18 protein-coding genes and 2 pseudogenes are annotated in these 18539 nt (G+C 59.2%); 12 read left to right on the plus strand and 8 right to left on the minus strand.

Going from position 1 to position 18539, the window contains the following annotated elements; all coding sequences use genetic code 11:
• The first annotated feature begins 53 nt into the window (after nucleotides 1–53).
• The gene (locus ACSQ8V_RS06475; RefSeq protein WP_213763226.1) at nucleotides 54–953 is read left to right on the plus strand and encodes an AraC family transcriptional regulator; all 900 of its coding nucleotides are present in this window, start codon (nucleotides 54–56) and stop codon (nucleotides 951–953) included.
• Nucleotides 954–972: 19 nt separating this feature from the next.
• Here ACSQ8V_RS06475 and ACSQ8V_RS06480 read toward each other — a convergent pair.
• Both ACSQ8V_RS06480 and ACSQ8V_RS06485 read right to left on the minus strand, forming a co-directional pair.
• Nucleotides 973–1347: pseudogene (locus tag ACSQ8V_RS06480) on the minus strand (LysR substrate-binding domain-containing protein); the annotation flags it as partial.
• A gap of 12 nt (nucleotides 1348–1359) precedes the next feature.
• On the minus strand, nucleotides 1360–1506 hold the full coding sequence (locus ACSQ8V_RS06485) for a hypothetical protein (RefSeq protein WP_213763225.1): 147 nt from the start codon (nucleotides 1504–1506) through the stop codon (nucleotides 1360–1362).
• Nucleotides 1507–1922: 416 nt separating this feature from the next.
• Between ACSQ8V_RS06485 and ACSQ8V_RS06490 the strand changes: the two genes are divergently transcribed.
• The gene (locus ACSQ8V_RS06490) at nucleotides 1923–2879 is read left to right on the plus strand and encodes a helix-turn-helix transcriptional regulator (RefSeq protein WP_213763223.1); all 957 of its coding nucleotides are present in this window, start codon (nucleotides 1923–1925) and stop codon (nucleotides 2877–2879) included.
• On the opposite strand, the gene ACSQ8V_RS06495 is transcribed toward ACSQ8V_RS06490, so the two are convergent.
• Nucleotides 2803–3276 carry a DUF1348 family protein gene (locus ACSQ8V_RS06495; RefSeq protein WP_436181228.1) on the minus strand — a complete coding sequence of 158 codons (474 nt, stop codon included), beginning with the start codon at nucleotides 3274–3276 and terminating at the stop codon, nucleotides 2803–2805. The two genes, ACSQ8V_RS06490 and ACSQ8V_RS06495, sit on opposite strands and share 77 nt — an antisense overlap.
• An 807-nt stretch (nucleotides 3277–4083) precedes the next feature.
• Here ACSQ8V_RS06495 and ACSQ8V_RS06500 point away from each other — a divergent pair.
• The 6 genes from ACSQ8V_RS06500 (at nucleotide 4084) to ACSQ8V_RS06525 (ending at nucleotide 11651) form a co-directional block, all read left to right on the plus strand.
• Nucleotides 4084–4905 (plus strand): alpha/beta fold hydrolase, encoded by an 822-nt coding sequence (locus ACSQ8V_RS06500; protein ID WP_436206603.1) that lies wholly within the window; start codon nucleotides 4084–4086, stop codon nucleotides 4903–4905.
• A gap of 187 nt (nucleotides 4906–5092) precedes the next feature.
• Entirely contained in the window at nucleotides 5093–6481 is a 1389-nt protein-coding gene (locus ACSQ8V_RS06505; protein ID WP_213763220.1) for a cytochrome ubiquinol oxidase subunit I, read from the plus strand.
• A gap of 17 nt (nucleotides 6482–6498) precedes the next feature.
• On the plus strand, nucleotides 6499–7497 hold the full coding sequence (gene cydB, locus ACSQ8V_RS06510; protein WP_436206604.1) for a cytochrome d ubiquinol oxidase subunit II: 999 nt from the start codon (nucleotides 6499–6501) through the stop codon (nucleotides 7495–7497).
• Between the two features lie 154 nt (nucleotides 7498–7651).
• Nucleotides 7652–9937, plus strand: coding sequence for an FdhF/YdeP family oxidoreductase (locus tag ACSQ8V_RS06515; protein ID WP_436205244.1), 2286 nt, complete (start codon nucleotides 7652–7654; stop codon nucleotides 9935–9937).
• 56 nt (nucleotides 9938–9993) lie between these two features.
• Nucleotides 9994–10905 (plus strand): bestrophin family protein, encoded by a 912-nt coding sequence (locus tag ACSQ8V_RS06520; RefSeq protein ID WP_436205245.1) that lies wholly within the window; start codon nucleotides 9994–9996, stop codon nucleotides 10903–10905.
• A 275-nt stretch (nucleotides 10906–11180) separates the two neighbouring features.
• Nucleotides 11181–11651: a hypothetical protein gene (locus tag ACSQ8V_RS06525; protein ID WP_436205246.1), complete on the plus strand. Its 471-nt coding sequence runs from the start codon at nucleotides 11181–11183 to the stop codon at nucleotides 11649–11651.
• A gap of 57 nt (nucleotides 11652–11708) precedes the next feature.
• On the opposite strand, the gene ACSQ8V_RS06530 is transcribed toward ACSQ8V_RS06525, so the two are convergent.
• Nucleotides 11709–12431 carry an SDR family oxidoreductase gene (locus tag ACSQ8V_RS06530; protein WP_213763213.1) on the minus strand — a complete coding sequence of 241 codons (723 nt, stop codon included), beginning with the start codon at nucleotides 12429–12431 and terminating at the stop codon, nucleotides 11709–11711.
• A 150-nt stretch (nucleotides 12432–12581) separates the two neighbouring features.
• On the opposite strand from ACSQ8V_RS06530, the gene ACSQ8V_RS06535 reads away from it, so the two are divergent.
• Nucleotides 12582–13196, plus strand: a complete 615-nt coding sequence (locus tag ACSQ8V_RS06535; protein WP_436205247.1) for a TetR/AcrR family transcriptional regulator — start codon at nucleotides 12582–12584, stop codon at nucleotides 13194–13196.
• 95 nt (nucleotides 13197–13291) lie between these two features.
• On the opposite strand, the pseudogene ACSQ8V_RS06540 reads toward ACSQ8V_RS06535, so the two are convergent.
• The 3 genes and pseudogenes from ACSQ8V_RS06540 to ACSQ8V_RS06550 form a co-directional block, all read right to left on the minus strand.
• Nucleotides 13292–13450: pseudogene (locus ACSQ8V_RS06540) on the minus strand (IS630 family transposase); the annotation flags it as partial.
• A gap of 157 nt (nucleotides 13451–13607) precedes the next feature.
• Entirely contained in the window at nucleotides 13608–14015 is a 408-nt protein-coding gene (locus ACSQ8V_RS06545; RefSeq protein WP_436205248.1) for a carboxymuconolactone decarboxylase family protein, read from the minus strand.
• Nucleotides 14012–15445, minus strand: a complete 1434-nt coding sequence (locus ACSQ8V_RS06550; RefSeq protein ID WP_436205249.1) for an aldehyde dehydrogenase family protein — start codon at nucleotides 15443–15445, stop codon at nucleotides 14012–14014. The genes ACSQ8V_RS06545 and ACSQ8V_RS06550 overlap by 4 nt, the downstream gene beginning before the upstream one ends.
• Nucleotides 15446–15544: 99 nt before the next feature.
• On the opposite strand from ACSQ8V_RS06550, the gene ACSQ8V_RS06555 reads away from it, so the two are divergent.
• Nucleotides 15545–16498: a LysR family transcriptional regulator gene (locus ACSQ8V_RS06555; RefSeq protein ID WP_213763206.1), complete on the plus strand. Its 954-nt coding sequence runs from the start codon at nucleotides 15545–15547 to the stop codon at nucleotides 16496–16498.
• A gap of 64 nt (nucleotides 16499–16562) precedes the next feature.
• Here ACSQ8V_RS06555 and ACSQ8V_RS06560 read toward each other — a convergent pair whose 3' ends face one another.
• A complete protein-coding gene (locus ACSQ8V_RS06560; RefSeq protein WP_213763204.1) occupies nucleotides 16563–17021 on the minus strand; it encodes an RrF2 family transcriptional regulator in 459 nt (152 codons plus the stop codon).
• Between the two features lie 107 nt (nucleotides 17022–17128).
• Between ACSQ8V_RS06560 and ACSQ8V_RS06565 the strand changes: the two genes are divergently transcribed.
• Both ACSQ8V_RS06565 and ACSQ8V_RS06570 read left to right on the plus strand, forming a co-directional pair.
• Nucleotides 17129–17596: a nuclear transport factor 2 family protein gene (locus ACSQ8V_RS06565; RefSeq protein ID WP_436181233.1), complete on the plus strand. Its 468-nt coding sequence runs from the start codon at nucleotides 17129–17131 to the stop codon at nucleotides 17594–17596.
• A 9-nt stretch (nucleotides 17597–17605) separates the two neighbouring features.
• Nucleotides 17606–18520: an NADP-dependent oxidoreductase gene (locus ACSQ8V_RS06570; RefSeq protein WP_213763201.1), complete on the plus strand. Its 915-nt coding sequence runs from the start codon at nucleotides 17606–17608 to the stop codon at nucleotides 18518–18520.
• Nucleotides 18521–18539: the final 19 nt, after the last annotated feature.

Raw genomic sequence — 18539 nt, forward strand, 5'->3', positions numbered from 1 at the left:
TGTTAAAGCGCATCTGCACGGTAGAATCATATTCATGAGAGACGATTCATACCATGATGGAATTGCCGAAAAACTTAACCATTCATCCGAAAATTGGCGACACTGCATCGCCTGATCTGCTGTCCCACGTGCTGGCACAAATCCGTCTCACGGGAGATCTCGTCTACGCGTGTACCCTCGCGCCGGGGGAGCGCTTGGCGCTGGAAACCGGGGTGGCGCATGTTTGCATCGTGACGCAGAGCGCGCTGCGCATCGAGGGTTCAGAAAATGGAACCATGACCATCGACACGGGCGATCTGATGATGTTGCAGCGCGGCGCGGGTGATCTGAGGTTGACCGCCGATGAGGTACCGACGACCATCATCCTTTGCCGCTTCCTGTTTGACACCGACAGCCTTCGGGGCCTGGTGTCCGCGCTACCCGAGTGCATCCACATCAGGCGTGAGGAGAGCGCGGGATGGCTCGAGGGGATCGTGCATTTCCTGATGATCGAAGCCGGCGATGTCCAGCCGGGCGCCGCCTTGATGGTTTCCCGGCTGATCGATCTGGTAGTCATCCGCACATTGCGGAGCTGGATCCAGCAAGGGCCCGCGTCGGGATGGCTGGGCGGACTGTCCGATGCGCGCATCGCCCGTGCGCTGAAAGCCATTCATGAACAACCCATGCAGCGCTGGAGCATCGAGACCCTTGCGGCCATTGCCGGCATGTCCCGCTCCAATTTCTGCGAGCGCTTTGCCGCACTGGTGGGCCGATCTCCGCTGCGTTACCAGAACGAATGGCGTTTGACGCTTGCGAAGGATTTGCTGGCCAAGCGCGAGGCCCGAGTCGGTGAAATCGGACTCAGTATCGGTTACGAGTCGGAGGCCGCCTTCAGCCGCGCTTATAAGGCGCTGTTCGGTCATTCGCCACGCGTCGATTACAGGCAGCGCAGCGATATCAATTGGCAGGCGTAGTTGGCTCGCTATCGACTTGTCAGAGTATTCCACCCATTTCCCGGATCAAGTCGACTAGCGCCCGCAACGGCAGAGGCAGGTTCCGGCATCCCGAGTAATAAAGGCAAAGTGCGGGATAAGTCGGCGACCAATCTCCCAGCACGCGCACGAGCGTGCCGCGCTCCAGATCGTCCTTAACGTACCAGTCCGCGAGCATTGCGAGGCCGAGGCCGTCACGCGCCGCGGTGTGCATCAGCGTGGGTTCGTCCAGCAGCAGCGGGTCGTTCACGTTGACGGTCAACGGCTCGCCATGACGGACGAATTCCCAGCCGACGGCCGCACCACTAGGCTGCCGCGCGCGGATACAGCGATGCGCCGCAAGATCGCCCGGCGATGACGGTTTCTCGCGACCGGCGAAATACGCCGGTTATCCCACGACGGCCATCTGGAACGGTTGCCCCATCGGAATCGCGACCATGTCGCGTGGCACGAGATCGGCGCGGCGGATTCCCGCGTCGAAGCCATCCGCGACGATTTCGATCAGTCCGCCTTCGGTGACGAGGTCGATGCACATGTGCGGGTGTCGGCGCAGGTACCAGTGTGCGCGCCAGTTCTCGATACCCTACCTGCGAGGGCTTGCGGGTGCGATTCCCGTAGGCTACTCACCTAAGAGTGTGTCAAAACCTTTTTGTTGAAGCCTATCATTGCCTTTTCGCGTTTCAGGGTGACAGCCATCGATGAAGCTGCACATGCTTTGCTCAGCGATCCATCTGGTCGACCATCGAAGGAAAGCGCACACGTTTTTCCTTCGCGTTCTTGCACACGCTGGCGACGAGTCGGGGAGGCGGAAAAGCTACGGCGTGTCGGAATTGCGGGGCTGAAATCATCTTATGAAACGTCTATTGGAAAGCCATCGTGTTAGAAAATATCATCAGCTTGAATACGGAGCAGACAACTGACCTGGCTCACCGGCATCGGTGGACATCTACCATGCTGCATCGCTATGGAATGAAGTGTCGGCTCCACGATTCTCGTTCAGCGGATTGCAAGATCCAGCAGCGGCAACTCGGGGAGTTCCTGGTTTTAGATCTGGACATGGCGCATCAGGCCGTATCGCCTACTCTTCAGGAGAACGCCTGCTGGAACGGGGAGCACCTTTTTCTGAAGATGATCAAGCGCGGCTCCATTTCAATAGAGCAGAACGGAAGCACACGAACGTTCGGCCAGCAGAGTGTGCTCGCTGTCGATCCGCTGCACGCCTACGCTGAATATTTTGGCGAGCAGTCATCGGTCACTGTGCTGCGACTACCGAAGCAGGCTTTGCGTGATCGCGGATTGCCCTATAGCTTTCATGATGTTCATCTTGGCGATTCGAGTTCACCGGACGTCCTGGCCGTGCGCGACTTTGTCCTTCTGCTCGCGCTGCAGCGGGGGGCGATTAGCAGCGAGCTGGGGAAACGCATGTCGGATCTGTGTCTCGATTTGCTGGACGTGATATTCAATGAGGGATCGAAGTCCGGACATAGACGAACCAGCGCAATGACCTTGGTACTGCGCGCGAAGCAGGTAATCAGGCGCCTCGCCCGAAATCCCGATCTGAACATGTCCAGGATCGCACGGGAGATGAACATATCGCCGAACTACCTGACTCGCGCGTTTAGAACAACCGGCCAAACGCCAATGCGCTATTTGATGTCCTTGCGCCTTGAGCTTGCGTCGCAGATGCTTACCGAAACGAATCGTCAGGTCAAGGAAATCGCATTTGGTTGCGGGTTTGTCAGTACCTCACATTTTTGCCATGTTTTCAGGCGGGAATTCGGGATGTCTCCCTCGGACTTCGCATCTCAATGCCCTGCGGTTTCTCCGGATTCTAAAGACCGAGATCGCTTAAGCCTTCATGGTCGTCGGGGCGGCGCCCCAGCGCCCAATGAAACAGGCGGTCTTTAGCCTCAATTGGAAGATCGTTGATGGAAGCGTGTCGGACGGCCATCAAACCGGTTTCGTCGAACTCCCAGTTTTCATTACCATACGAGCGAAACCAGTTTTGTGCGTCGTCGTGCCACTCGTAAGCGAACCGCACCGCAATCCGGTTGCCTGTGAATGCCCAAAGCTCTTTGATCAGGCGGTAATCAAGTTCACGCTGCCATTTGCGGGTAAGCAGGGCGACGATAGCCGGGCGCCCCGTTGCAAATTCGGCGCGGTTCCGCCATCGGCTGTCGAGGGTGTACACCAGCTTAACCTTTTCGGGATCTCGCGTATTCCAGCCATCTTCGGCCATCCGAACTTTTTGCTTGGCCGTCTCTTCGTTGAAGGGCGGGAGCAGGGGGTGTTGTTCCTTCGACATGAGAAATCTCCTTGGTGAAGAATGGGTCTGTTGAGGTTTCACCCCACAAGCGGATCCGTTGAAAGCCCTAAATATAGCCAACGCGATGGATTGCCGGCCCGGCCTCGCAAATACGCAACAGGCGTATTTGCGTCTGACAGTCGACGACGGTTGCCAGGGGTTGTCCCGAAATTAAGTTCGAGAAATGCGAGCACCCGCGACGTCACACGATGCATGGCCGGTAAATCCGACTTGTCCTAGCTAATGATCCATAGCTTGCCACGCATCGGGGCGATCAACTTAATGCAAGCTGTGGAAGCACGAAGCAGGAAATCGTTGTGCCTGTTTCAGAACACACGCGCAGCATCAGTTGCGGTATCCCTACTCTAAGATCTCTCATCCGACGAGATCACCCCACTCATCTTGGAAGCTGCGGGACAGCGCAGCTAACGGGTCTCCGATTGCGCGGCGATGCCGAATTGAATGAATCGGAACGCTGCCGCGCTGTGCAGGCGAGTGATCCGTAGGTGGCCGCGGACCGTTCGGGCGTCGTGCGATCTTCAACTGGTTGGTTTCCCTGATACACCGCCGCCAATGGGTGCAATGGCGTTGCAGACAGGCTTGTATTTCACCCATGTGTTCAGTATGGAGAGCTTCATGAACGACTCGATTGAAAACGCATTTTCCTCAGGCCGTCGCCGGATGTTGCTCGCCAGCGCTGGCGCGGGTGCCGCCGCCGCAGTTGTCGGCACGCCCGTATTTGCAGCGACGGGGGAGAGTGCCGAGGCACACAACGCACATTCCCTTCACCAAAAAGGCACGCATAAAATGAACACAGTCACGACGAAAGACGGTACGCAAATCTATTTCAAGGATTGGGGTAGCGGTCGTCCTGTTGTCTTTTCTCACGGGTGGCCGCTGGATGCGGACGCATGGGATCCCCAGATGCTCTTTCTCGTGCAGAAGGGCTATCGTGTGATCGCTCATGACCGCCGAGGTAACGGCCGTTCGGACCAACCTGGTCACGGCAACGACATAGACACCTACGCGGACGACCTCGCGACTGTTATCGACACGCTTGACCTGAAGGACGTCACGTTGGTGGGGCACTCGACCGGCGGTGGAGAAATTGCACGCTATGTCGGGCGGCACGGCTCGAAGCGCGTGGCAAAGATGGTCCTGATCGGCGCCGTGCCTCCACTGATGTTGAAGACCGAGGCGAATCCCGACGGGCTGCCAATCGCTGTGTTCGACGGCATTCGCGCGGGCGTCGCAGGCAATCGCTCACAATTCTACCGAGATCTCGCCGGGCTGTTCTACGGCTATAACCGCCCGGACGCGAAGATTTCGCAAGGCGTTATCGACGAGTTCTGGCGCGAAGGCATGTTGGGTTCGATCCTTGGGCAATACGAGTGCATCAAGCAATTCTCCGAAGTTGACTACACCCCCGATCTAGCGAAGATTGATGTGCCGACGCTGATCCTCCAGGGCGACGCCGACCAGATCGTGCCACTCGACATTTCGGGGCGCAAGTCCGCGAAGATCATCAAGAACGCCACACTCAAAATCTACCCGGGCGCGCCGCACGGCATGTGTACGACGCACGCGGATCAGGTGAACGCGGACTTGCTCACGTTCCTGTCGACCTGAGGTTCGTCAGCAGCGGCGAGGCTTAGTCAAACATCCCCGCTCCGGTCGGTACTTGTGCGCCGATCGGGCGCTTGCCCGAAACCGATGCACGGCGCCATTTGACCGATGCAGTGAGTGGAGTTCGATGATCAGCAGTGCACGTTGATGTGACGCATGTTTGATGTGCGTGTTCACCGGAACCCCAGTCATGAACCTCAGCGCATTAGACCTTTCGAGAGTGCAGTTCGCGTTCACGGTTTCGTTCCACATCGTCTTCCCGGCGATAAGCATAGGCTTGGCTAGTTTTATCGCTGTACTCGAAGGTGCTTGGCTGAAGACGGGCAAGGAGCACTACAAAGACCTCTGCCTGTACTGGTCGAAAATATTCGCGATCGGTTTCGGTATGGGTGTCGTGTCGGGCGTCGTCATGGCCTACCAGTTCGGCACCAATTGGGCGGGGTTTTCGAAATTCGCCGGACCTATCACAGGCCCTCTGCTGACCTACGAGGTCATGACCGCATTTTTCCTTGAGGCGGGTTTCCTCGGCGTCATGCTGTTCGGGTGGGAGAAAGTCGGTCGCGTCGCCCATTTCGCCGCGACCGTCCTGGTCGCTATCGGGACATTGATTTCGACTTTCTGGATACTTTCGTCCAATAGCTGGATGCAAACGCCGCAGGGTTTCACGGTCGAGAACGGTCACGTGGTGCCACAGGACTGGTTCAAGATCATCTTCAATCCGTCCTTTCCGTATCGCCTGTCCCACATGGCGATCGCGACCTTCATCGTGGTGGCGCTGATCGTGGCAGCCACCGGTGCCTGGCATCTGCTCAAAGGGCGGCGCGACCCCGCGGTAAAAACCATGTATTCAATGGCGCTTTGGCTGCTCCTCGCGCTGGCTCCCATCCAGATACTGGTCGGCGACCAGCATGGCTTGAACACGCGCAAATACCAGCCCGCAAAAATCGCCGCCATCGAAGGGCTGTGGGAAACTGAACATGGCGGCACGGCGCTGAACCTCGTCGGCTTTCCCGACATGAATGCCGAGGTCACGCGCTACGCCATACAGGTGCCGCATCTCGGTAGCCTGATCCTTACGCATAGCTGGGATGGCGAGATTCAAGGCCTCAAGGAGTTTCCTAAAGAGGACAGGCCGAACTCCTCGGTCATCTTCTGGACCTTCCGTCTGATGGCTGGGCTTGGGATCCTGATGGCGCTACTGGCGCTACTCGGCTTGCTGCTCAGACGCGGTGGACGCTTGTTCGAGAACCGGCTCTACCAACGCTTCGTATTGCTGATGGGACCAACGGGCCTGATCGCGCTGCTCGCCGGCTGGGTGACGACCGAGATGGGACGCCAGCCATGGGTGGTGTATGGCGTGATGCGGACGGTCGATGCGCTATCTCCGATCTCGGCCCAAGCGGTCAGCCTGGCGCTGATGGCGTTTATCGTCGTTTACTGCGTGGTCTTTGGCACGGGCATTTATTACATATTCCGGCTGCTTTTGCAGGGCCCGTCGCCGAGCCGAGCTCTGCCCTCGTCGATCCGCGACCTCGACGCTGGCCACAGCGGTCGCCGGCCGATGTCGGCGGTTGAGTAACACACCGGAGTCACATGATGGGCATCACGACAGCTTGGGCCGCGATCATCTCTTTTGGATTGTTCGTCTATGTGGCGCTCGATGGATTCGATCTGGGGATCGGACTGATCTTCCCAGTCTTCCCCGACGAAGACGAACGCAACATGATGATTCACAGCGTTGCACCCGTCTGGGACGGCAACGAAACCTGGCTGGTGCTCGGCGGCGCTGCGCTCTATGCAGCGTTTCCGGTCGCCTATGGTGTCGCGCTGTCGGCGTTGTATCTGCCCATCGTGATGATGCTGGTGTGCCTGATTTTTCGCGGCGTCTCGTTCGAGATCCGCGGTAAGGCGAAGCGTACCAAGCAGCTTTGGGATTTGTCCTTCATCGCCGGATCTGCGGGCGCAGCTTTTTTCCAAGGGGTCATCCTCGGGGCTTACCTGCAAGGCATCCCGGTCACGAATGCATCGTTCTCTGGTGATTCGTTCTTTTGGCTGCAGCCGTTCAACGTGCTTACCGGCCTGGGCTTGATGGCCACCTATTCTTTGCTCGGTGCGTGCTGGTTGATCATGAAAACGGAAGGTGACCTGCAACGGCGCCTGTATCGCCTGGTCGCGCCGCTGACCGTGGTGTTGCTGGTCTTCATCATAGGGGTGTCGATATGGACGCCGATGATCAGTGTGCAGATCATGCAGCGGTGGTTCCAGTCCGGCTTGTTTTCGCGGCTGATCGTAGTGCCATTTCTGGTGGCGATCGTTGCGATCGGCATGTTTATCGCGATTCGGAGGCGTCTTGAAAAAACCGCTTTTGTCCTGACCCTGCTGCTGGTGCTGCTCGGCTACATCGGCTTACTGGTCAGTGTCTGGCCTTACGCCATACCGTTCACGATCACGCTGGCGGATGCGGCGGCACCGCGTTCAAGCCAAGTGTTCACGCTGGTCGGCGCGGTCGTCATCCTGCCCATGATCCTAGTCTATACCACGGCGGGCTACTGGATCTTCAGGAAGAAAGTGCAACAGGGCGCTCAATATCATTAACGCGTATTCATTCCCGCCTATGCTTAAAGGTCCCAGACTGCGCCGGGCTTTTTGGTTCGTGGCCTTATGGTGTATCGGTGTCGGCGGCGCGCTGCTGCTGGCACTACCGTTCGAAGTATTGATGCATATGGCAATGCGCTAAGTGGAGGCTGAAATGTCTGAGCAACGCAATGTTCGAGGAATCAAACGATACGATAGTCCGGCGGGCGGCTGGGGTGCCTTGGGAGCCACCGCCAAAGCGGTGCGCGAGCAGATGGAAACCATCGAGGCACCAATCACGCTGTTTCGGACCAATAAGCCCGACGGGTTTGATTGCCCTGGCTGCGCGTGGCCGGACAAGGAGCACACGTCGACCTTTCAATTCTGCGAAAACGGCGCGAAGGCAGTAACCTGGGAGGCGACCAAGAAGCGCGTGCTGCCCGAGTTCTTCGCCGCGCATACGGTTTCGTCACTGCTGGAGCGCACCGACTTCGAACTGGAAAATGAAGGCCGGCTGACTCACCCGATGGCGTATGACCGCGCCAGCGACACCTACAAGCCCATCGGCTGGGACGCGGCTTTTGCCCGCATCGGGGAGGTGCTGCGAGCGTTGCCCGACCCGAACATGGCTGAGTTCTACACGTCCGGTCGTGCTTCCAACGAAGCCGCGTTCCTTTATCAATTGTTTGCGCGTGAGTACGGCACGAACAATTTTCCCGATTGCTCGAATATGTGCCACGAGGCCACCAGCGTGGGCCTGCCCCAGTCGATTGGGATCGGCAAGGGCACGGTGTCGCTCGACGATTTTGACCAGTGCGAGATGATCATCGCGATGGGCCATAACCCCGGCACCAACCATCCGCGCATGATGGGCACGCTGCATGAAGTCGCGCGGCGCGGCGTGCCCATCATCGTATTCAACCCGCTGCGCGAACGGGCGCTCGAACGTTTTGCCGATCCGCAGAACGCGATGGAGATGGTGACCTTCGGCTCCACGCCGATCGCTTCGTCTTATTACCAAGTGAAGGTCGGTGGGGACGCTGCCGCGTTGAAAGGCATCATGAAGGCGCTGATTGCGCTCGATGCCGATGCGGGTCCGGGCAGCACGGTTCTGGATCATGATTTTATCGCGACCCACACGCACGGTTATGAGGCCTTCGCCGAGGATCTGCGCGCAACGCCATGGCCGAATATCGAAGCCGCCAGCGGATTGCCGAAAGCGGCTCTCGAAGCGGTGGCGCAGGCCTATGCCAAATCGAACGCTACGATCGTGACCTACGGCATGGGGATCACGCAGCACAGTACCGGCACCTCGAACGTGCATCAGATCGCGAACCTGCTTTTGCTGCGCGGGAATATCGGCAAGCCGGGAGCCGGTATCTGCCCTCTGCGCGGCCATTCCAACGTGCAAGGCGATCGCACGGTCGGGATCACCGAGAAACCGTCGGCGGACATGCTCACCAGGATCGAACGAGTATTCGGGTTCAAGCCGCCTGAAGCGCATGGCCACGACGCGGTCCGGGCCATGCAGGCGATCATCGATGGGCGTTCCAAGGTGCTGGTGTGCCTGGGTGGCAACCTCGTGGTGGCGCTGCCCGATGCCGAGCAATGTTTCCCGGCCATGCATACGCTGGACCTCACCGTGCATATCGGCACCAAGCTCAATCGTACGCATCTGCTGGTGGGCCGGGAGTCGATTCTTTTTCCGTGCCTGGGACGCACCGAGCAGGACGTGCAGTCGGAGGGGCCGCAATCGATCACGGTCGAGGATTCCATGTCTATGGTCCATGCTTCGCGCGGCAAGCTGCCGCCGGCTTCGGAACATCTGCGCTCCGAGGTCGGCATCATCGGTGGCATGGCCCATGCGACTCTGCCGCAGAGCAAGGTCGACTGGCTGGGGATGGTCGCCGATTACGACCGGATTCGCGATGGGATCGAAGCGGTTTTCCCCGATTTCGCCGATTTCAACGCACGTATCCGCACGCCTGGCGGCTTTCGTTTGTCGTTGCCACCTACCGAGCGTGTTTGGCCGACCTCCTCAGGCAAAGCGGAATTCATTGCATTCCAAGGCGTGATCGAAGATCCGCAAACCGGTGGTGCCGACGTGCTGAAGCTCACGACACTGCGCAGCCACGACCAATACAACACCACGATTTATGGGCTTGACGATCGCTACCGCGGCGTGTTCGGGCGGCGCGACGTGATCTTCATGAGTGAAGAGGATTTGGCCGCGCAGAACCTGGAGCACGGAGATCTCGTCGATGTCGAGACGGCGCTGCCTTCCGATAGCCCGAGACGGCTGGTTGGATATACGGTGATCGCCTACAAGATCGCCAGCGGCTCTGTGGGGGCCTACTATCCGGAAGCGAACGTGCTCTTGCCGCTCGACTACTTCGATAAGGCCTGCGGCACGCCGTCTTATAAGTCGATCCCGGTTCGCATCTCGCGCCGGGCGGTTTGATGAGGGCCGGCGTCGGTTTGGCGCCGGCACTGCGATGGTAAGTTCTCGGGGCGATTATGATCGTACGACCGCCGCTGCACTGGCTGAGGGCATTGACGGCTTGGCGGGGGTCCGTGCTGCCAGGGTTGATTCCGCGGTTGTCGTTGGTCTTCGCCTTATCGTTGGTGGCTTTGTGGTTGCACGATCACCGCAACTGGCTTTTGAGCCCGGAGCCGTTCGGGCTGATCGGCATTTCGCTCGCCGTGTTCTTGGGCTTTCGCAACAAAGCCGCCTACGACCTCTATTGGGAAGGGCGCAAGCTGTGGGGGCAACTGTTGATCGCATCGCGTTCGCTCATGCGCCAGGCGCTCACTTTTCCGCAACCGGCATGCGCGAGCCCGGATGCGCAGGCATTCGGCGCATTGCTGGTCGCATTCGCGCACGCGCTGCGGCATCAGTTACGAGGCACCGACTCGCATGACGATCTGCATCGTCTGCTGCCCACCGAACTGGCGATGCGTATCGAGGCCGCGCCCCAGCGACCCGCGGTGTTGCTGCTTGAACTCAGCGGCTGGGTGCAGGCACGCGCTCGGGAGGGCGCGTTCGATGGTTATCGGATGCTCGCGTTTGACGAAAATTTCAACCGACTCTCGGCGGCTCTTGGCGGCTGTGAGCGCATCGACAGTACGCCGATGCCGTTTGCCTATTCGGTGATGATCCACCGTACCGTCCATTTCTTTTGCGCGTTGCTGCCGTTTAGTCTGGTTGGCAGTTTAGGTAGTTTCACGCCGCTTTTTTCAGTATTCGTTGCCTACACATTCATGGCCATTGAGTCGCTCGCGGCAGAGCTTGAAGAGCCGTTTGGGCTCGACCCCAACGATCTGGCGCTGGGCGCACTGTGCATTGGCATCGAAAACGCGGTGCACGCGCTGCTGGGCGACAGTATTGAAATCGCGCTCACACGGCGCAGGGATTTCGTGGTGTCGTGAATCGCCGCGGCGGCGGTTTAGGTGTTAAACAGTCCCCCTATGTTAGCTGTTCGAGTGCTACCCGTGCATGTCCGGTCGCTTACCGCGAGGTCTGCTAAAGGCCTCGGACAATGATCGGCGGTCGCCAAACCACGACGCGTTTTGACACAGTCCGTTTGGCGACGTTCTGCGCCGCAATCCAAGTCGCACGGTATCAGTTGCGCCGCGAAAATTGGAAGGAGATGCGAATGCCAAAGTTGGGGTATTCGTCCTTTCCGTTCAAAATCTGGCGGTAATTGCATGCGGAGCCTCTCGCAGCAAGGCTCGGTGACTCCACGGTTTTCGGCCAGTCGGAGAATGCGCAGGTCAATAATCGAGACGACGTGCGGAAGTTTCATGGCCAACTCGGAGATCTCACTTTCCGTAAGCCGGGGCGGCCGCGCAGCCCTGACGTTCAGGTTTGTTTTAAGGACCGCCTGTGCGTCGTCGAGCTCTATGCTCTCCAGGACGGCAGTCAGCCCCCCATCTCTTACAAGCTCGATCGATCGGTCGCGAACCATCGAAAAGAAATCATATGGGTGAAACAGCAGCCGCGCTGGCCGGACAAGGTCATCTTCAGTGCACTTCCTTCTCGATCACGTGCGGTGATCGGCGTCATCGCCGATCATCCAGTCCGCCGCCGCGGCGAGCTGCTGCCGCAAGCAGTAGCTGACCGGTTGCCTTCGCCCGATCGTCCGAGCCAAGCTGACGCGTCAAGACAGCGCTGACCAGACGCTGGCTCCGCACCTCCGTATGTCATTTCATCATTCGGCCCATGAGGACCGTTAGGCCTGAGATTTGCCGATCGATGCGCCGCCATCGACGAACAGCGTCTGACCCGTCATGAAGCCCGCATCTTCCGAGAGAAGAAAGGCGATCGCTGCAGCGATTTCATCGGGTTGTCCGAGACGGTTGAGCGGAACCATCGACAGATAACGCCGCTCGCCGACACTTCCGACGGGGCTCGTTGCACGGAACAATTCCGTCTCCGTCGGGCCCGGAGCCACTGCGTTGACGGTAATGCCCTCCAGGGCAAGTTCCAGCGCCCACGTACGCGTGAAGCTCGTCAGTGCGCTTTTCGCTCCGGCATACGACGTACGGTCGATGACGCCGAGAATGGTGAGGCTCGTCACATTGACGACGCGGCCCCAACCTTTCGCGCGCATGGAGGGTAGTACCGCCTGAACGGCCTGCACCGCAGGCGTCAGGTTCCTGCGGAACGAATCTTCGAATGCGTCAAGGTCGATTTCGCCGATCTTGCCGGGTCGAACGAAACCGACGTTGTTCACAACCCCGTCGAACGAGAACCGCTCGGTCAGTTCCTTGAGTGCTCGATCGGTCGCCTGCCGGTTGCTCAGGTCCACGGAGACGAGCGTGCCGGGGAAAGTCGGATCGTCCGCGTTGCGTGCGATGCCCACGACGACATGACCTGCGGCGGCAAGCCTGTCGGACAGTGCGCGGCCGATGCCCTTGCTCGCGCCAGTAATGAGGAAAGTGCGTGTATTCATCTTTGACCTAAACGTAATGGTTCAGAAAGGGATGACCCAGTTCCATGCATGTTTGACACACTTGTCAAGATTGGCACTATAGCCAACCTTGACAGGCATGACAAGAATCATTTACATAGAGCTTCGAAGACTGGAAAGCGGAGCGGTGGCATGGCTGGGATTCGTCAATTCGATGAAAACGAGGCGCTCGAAAAGGCCTTGGTGCTTTTTTGGCAAAAGGGTTTTGCGGAAACCTCGATGCAGGAGCTCGCTGCAGCGACCGGCGTGCAGCGCGGCTCGCTCTATAACGCGTACAAAGGAAAGGGGACGTTCTTTCTACGCGTGTTCGATGTGTACAAGGACCGGTTCCTAGCGCAGTTGCGCGATACGCTGGACAAGCCCAAGCTGCGCGACGCCCTACGAAGCTTCCTCGAGACTGTGATTGATTCGATGACAACGGGCGAACCGACGCGCGGATGCCTGACGACCAAATCTGCGTTTGGCTCCAACGTTATCGACCCGCCGGTTCAGCAAGCGTTGCAGGGCATGCTCGACGCATTCGAGATGCTTCTTCTCGACAGGCTTCAGAAGGGGGAGAAGGGTGTTCGCCTGATGTGCTCTCCCGAGGACGCTGCGCATTTGATCGTCACGTTTACTCGTGGCCTTGTGGTAATCGAGCGTGTGTATCAGGACAAGGCACGCATGTTAGCCACCTCGGACTCACTCATTGCGTTGTTGGTGGGGTCACCCGCAACCGTTCGCTACCCGTCTCTTCCGCACATTTGATGGCCTGTATGACGGTGAGTAGTACTATGCCAAGAAAACCAAGGAATCTTAGTCGGGCTTTTCTAAGTCTAGGGCGTGTTGCCATTGAGGCGTTCTCGGACAACCATGTTCAGCCACGACGCGCTGGTCGGCGTGAAATGCATGACAAGGCACGGGTGCTTGGCCGGCCACTTCTGCGCATCGGGGTGGCTATGCATGGCGTAGTTGTCCACGATCAGATGCAGGCTCAGGTGCTTGGGCGTGCAGTGGTCGATTAATCGCTACTGAATTGTTGGACGAGAACGTTCAATCGAACCTCGGCGCCTGTAGCTGGCCTCATGACTACCTCGCCGAAGTCGACGGATGCGCCCGTAACCAGCACAGCTTTTCCCAAAGTCCGCGAGCGCTGAACTCGACGGCCTCTGGGAAGTATCATCTCTCGCCCGCCACACTGCCTCGCTCGAGTTCAAGCGCCTCGAGCACCGCTGCCGTGGCATTGCTGGCAGCGTGTGCCGCCGGAAACCCTGCATATACAGACGCCTGAAGCATGACTTCCTCGATTTCCTCGACGCTCAACCCGTTGGTCAACGCGATGCGAATGTGATTTTTCAGTTCGTCGTGCTGGCGCAACGCAATCAGGATACCGAGCGTGACCAGACTGCGTGCGCGGCGATCAAGACCCTCGCGAGCCCACACGCTCCCGAACACGAAGTCCATCGACAGGGCCGTCATCGATGCGCCGAACCTCCCACTGTTAATCGAAGCCTTCATGTTCTGCGCTCGCTCCACGCCGCGCAACTGCTCGTACACGGCAAGTCCTCGTTCCGTGGCTTCTTTCATTGCGGCCCCTTCGTCGTCGCGCCGAGCACGGCCTTGGTCTCGAGAAACGCTTCGAGCCCGAACGTGCCGTATTCCCGACCGATGCCGGACTGTTTGTAACCGCCGAAGGGCGCGAACGGTTCATGGGGCGCGCCGTTGATGATCACGCGGCCGGCCTCCAGCCTCGACGCCACGGCGCGTGCCCGTTCGACGTTCGGTGAAATCACGTACGCCTGCAAGCCGTAGACGGTGTCGTTCGCAATCGCGATCGCTTCTTCTTCACTGCGATAAGTGAGGATGCACAGCACCGGCCCGAAAATTTCTTCACGCGCAATGGCCATGTCGTTGGTCACGTTTGCGAACACGGTGGGTTTCACGTAGTAACCCGCGAGCCCGTCCGGATGTCCTTCGCCGCCGATCACGAGTGTCGCGCCTTCCTCCTCGCCGCGCAGGATATACCCCTGCACGCGTTCATATTGCCGCTGACTGACCATCGGCCCGATGGCCGAATCAGCGTCCTGCAAGTGACCGACCTTGACCGCCGATACCGCTTCTTTCGCCAACCGGATGACATCCTGAAGACGACCTTCCGGAACAAGAATGCGCGTACCCGCAATGCACGCCTGCCCGCTGTTCTGAAACCCGGACGTGACTGCGAGTGGCACCGCCGTCTCAAGATCGGCGTCGTCAAGAATCAGCGTCGGCGATTTACCGCCGAGTTCGAGCGTCACGCGCTTCATTGTGTCCGCACTCGCACGCAGAATCGATTTTCCGACCGCGGTCGACCCCGTAAAGGAGATCTTCGCGATATGCGGGTTCGTACTCAGCTCCTCACCGACGATATCGCCACGTCCCGTCACAATGTTGAACACGCCTGCCGGCAGACCCGCATCGTGTAAGGCTTCGGTGACGATCTGCGTCTGGACAGCACTCATTTCGCTTGGCTTGACGACCGCCGTGCAACCCGCGGCGATCGCCGTTGCGAGCTTGTTGCAGATAAAACCGGCGTTTGCGTTCCATGGCGTGATCAGTGCAGCGACGCCGACCGGCTCCATCACCACTTCCGCCGACGCAATCTGGCGCGTGAACGAATACCCCTCAAGCGTGTGCGCCGCGTTCAGAAAAGACTCGGCGGCGTAACGCGCTCCCCATACGGCCCGCGTCGAGGGCGCGCCGTATTCCTCGATTGTCGCAGCGGCGAGGCGATCGACATTGGCGAGCATGGCTTCATACAGACGCTTAAGCCACGCAATGCGCTGTTCCTTGGCTGTGCGCGAAAACGCCGGAAATGCACGGCGCGCGGCGGCGATCGCATCTTTCGCGTCCTGCGCGTCGGCAAGACGTACTCGGCCGATGACGTCGCCCGTCGAAGGGTTATGGAGGTCGAACCACTCCTGTCCGTGTGGCTGCACAAACTGGCCATCGATATAGATACGCTCGATGCTGTACATGAATGCTCCAATCAGGTTGTCATGGTTCTCAGCGTAGTCAATTGCATCTTCGTTGATAAGCCGTATAAACTTGCTCGATGTGATCCGAAAATCGGGACAATGTACAAATCAGGTTTGATCGAACTGGAGGTCGTGCTCGCTGTTGCGCGACTTGGCGGCTTTCGTGCAGCGGCACGCGAATTGGGCATGTCGTCGACGGCGCTGAGCCGCGCCATTGCGCAACTTGAAAAGCGGCTTGGCGTACGACTCTTCAACCGGACGACGCGAAGCGTTGCGCTAACGGAAGCGGGCGCGCAGTTCGTCGCAGCGGTCAGTCCGGCCCTGTCCGAAATCCAGCAGGCGATGGCCGCCGTCAACGATCGTCGTGCGACGCCAACCGGCACATTAAGACTGAATTGCGCGGTTGGCGCCGCGCGGGCCGTCCTCGTACCGGTCGTGCTGGAATATCTACGCCGTTTCCCCGCGATGAGCGTCGACATCGTCACCGAAGCGCACTTCGTCGATATCGTTGGCAAAGGGTTTGATGCTGGCATCCGTACCGCCGACGCCGTGCCACGCGACATGATCGCTGTGCCGTTTGGCGGGGCATTGAATTTTTCCGTCGTCGCCGCACCCTCGTATTTTGCGAAACACAGGAAGCCGCGTACGCCACAGGATCTGATGTCGCATCAATGCATACGTGCGCGCTGGCCAAGCGGTACGCTGTATCGTTGGGAGTTCGAGCGACGGGGTGAGAAACTTGTACTCGACGTACCTGGCGATCTGACGCTTGACGAGCCTACGTTGATGCGCGATGCCGCGATCGCGGGCGCGGGCATCGCGTATCTCTGGGACGCAACCGTGGCGGACGACCTCGCGGCGGGGCGGCTGGTTGCCGTGCTAAAGGACTGGACCGTCACCTCGGCCGGTTTGTGTCTGTATTACACGGATCGGCGTAACGTGCCGGCGGCGTTGCGGGCGTTCATCGAACTGCTGCGCGAACCTGTTTCCCGGGGCGACCCACTTCACCCGCGTGGTCAAGCACTTGGCGCTGCATCGCCCAAGACGCGTTGATGTATCGGCGCCGGAAGAATCGTAAAGAGCACTCTTGATGCTTCCTTGAAGAAATTGGCCACGATCAGATACCCATGGTCGCGGATACACGCTCTTGATCCAGCTTGCCCAACATGGCGAAACTGTCGGCCAGCGTCTGGCATGCGAGTGCTGCTCGCACGTGAGTGTCCACCTCGGCAGCAAGATTGCCGAAGAAAGCACTGAAGTTCGAACTGACGAGACACTGATGAGGATAGTCGCTGCGCGGCGACCACAGTTCCTTCTCCCCCATCACTGCGTCGTAGATGTCGCAAAGCGTGATCTCTTCCGAGGCTCTTCCCAACGCCAGCCCCCCGGCGCGGCCCATGCTGGAAGTGACCAGTCCGGTTTCGATTAAAGGCACAAGCAGGCGCCGGACGAAGGTGGGATGTGACCCCACGCCCTCGGCCAGGCGCGTCGAGCTGACGGGTTCGGCGCACACGGACCTCGCCAACGTGAGGCCCAACATCAGTTGCAGGGCTGTTGCAAACCGGACATCGATCACGGGAATCTCCTTTGCAGCATTATATGCGCTTTTCAATGTTGCACTTATTGCTCAACCCATATATGCTTTTCATAGGCGCATTTTATAGGATGAAGGAAACCATGTCAGTGGACTACGACATCGCGAAGGTTCTGGCCCGCTACGTTCGCGCGGCCGACCAGCGAAACGGGACGGCGATGGCCGAATTGTTCCTCCCCGAAGGCCGGGTGAAGATCTTCTACAACGACGCAGGTACCCCGGAACCGCTGGGCGAACTCGTTGGGCGCGAGGCCATTGCCGATGCCGTCACAAACATGATGAAACCTCACCCGCCAAGGGGCTGGAGCCATCACACCACACATGACGCGATCATCGACGTCGATGGCGATACTGCGACGCTCGATGCGCAGTTCATCGTCTATAACGTTGTCGGAGACTTGAAGCCCGAAGGTGGCTGGCCGCAAGGCGCGTCGGGGGCACAAGGGACGGTGACGCCGATCGAGTCCGGCTACTATCGCCCCACTTTGAAAAAGGTTGACGGTCGCTGGATGATCGAGACCCTCCAGATCATTCTTGATCTGCCGGCAGCGTTTTGAGGTCCGGCGATGAAAGCAATCGTTTATGACCGATATGGTGGACCCGACGTGCTCGACTATCGTGAGGTCCCCGATCCCAAACTGAGCCAGAACAGCGTCCTGATTCGTATCAAAGCTGCTGCGCTTAATCCTGCGGACGTCGCGCTGCAGGCCGGACTCGGCGACTCCCATATGCCCGTATGGTTTCCCGTTATACCCGGATGGGATGTCGCCGGCGTCATCGAGACCGTCGGCCCCGGCGTCAAGGAGTTTTCCCCGGGCGATGAGGTGATGTCCTACGTCCGCGAGGAAATTCTGCATCACGGCGGCTACGCCGAACTGATCGCCGTGCCTGTCTATGCTGTGGTGCGAAAGCCCGCCAGGGCGTCATGGGAAGAATCTGCCGGTTTGCCGCTGGCGGGACTCACGGCCTATCGAGCTATCGTCCAGACACTGGCGGTCACGTCACAAGACGTTGTGCTGATCCACGGCGCCAGTGGTGGTGTTGGCTTGTTGGCAGCCCAGCTCGCCCGGAATGCGGGCGCACGTGTCATTGGCACCGCGGCCGTGAGCAATCACGATGTGCTTCGGACGTTCGGTGTTGAGCCTGTCGAATATGGCGAGGGCCTGGTTGGACGAGTCCGACAAATCGTGCCGGAAGGTATCACAGCGGTGCTCGACTGCGTCGGACGCGGAACGCTGCTCGCGACCACGGCGGTGAATCGTGCGAACGCACGCGTCTGCTCGGTGGCGGATGCGGGACCCGGGATCGTCACCGTCTTTGCACGCCAGGACCCCGATATCCTGAGGCGCCTCGCGCAGCTTATGGACGAGGGCACACTCCGCGTGATCGTCGCACAGGTGTTCCCGCTCCACGACGCTGCAAATGCCCAGCGCGCACTCTCCAGTCGGCGCAGAGCTGGAAAGATCGTCCTGGTGCCATAACGAACACCCGCGGCGTTCC

This window comes from Caballeronia sp. LjRoot31, assembly GCF_964253885.1.
In the GTDB taxonomy this organism is placed as follows: Bacteria; Pseudomonadota; Gammaproteobacteria; order Burkholderiales; family Burkholderiaceae; genus Caballeronia.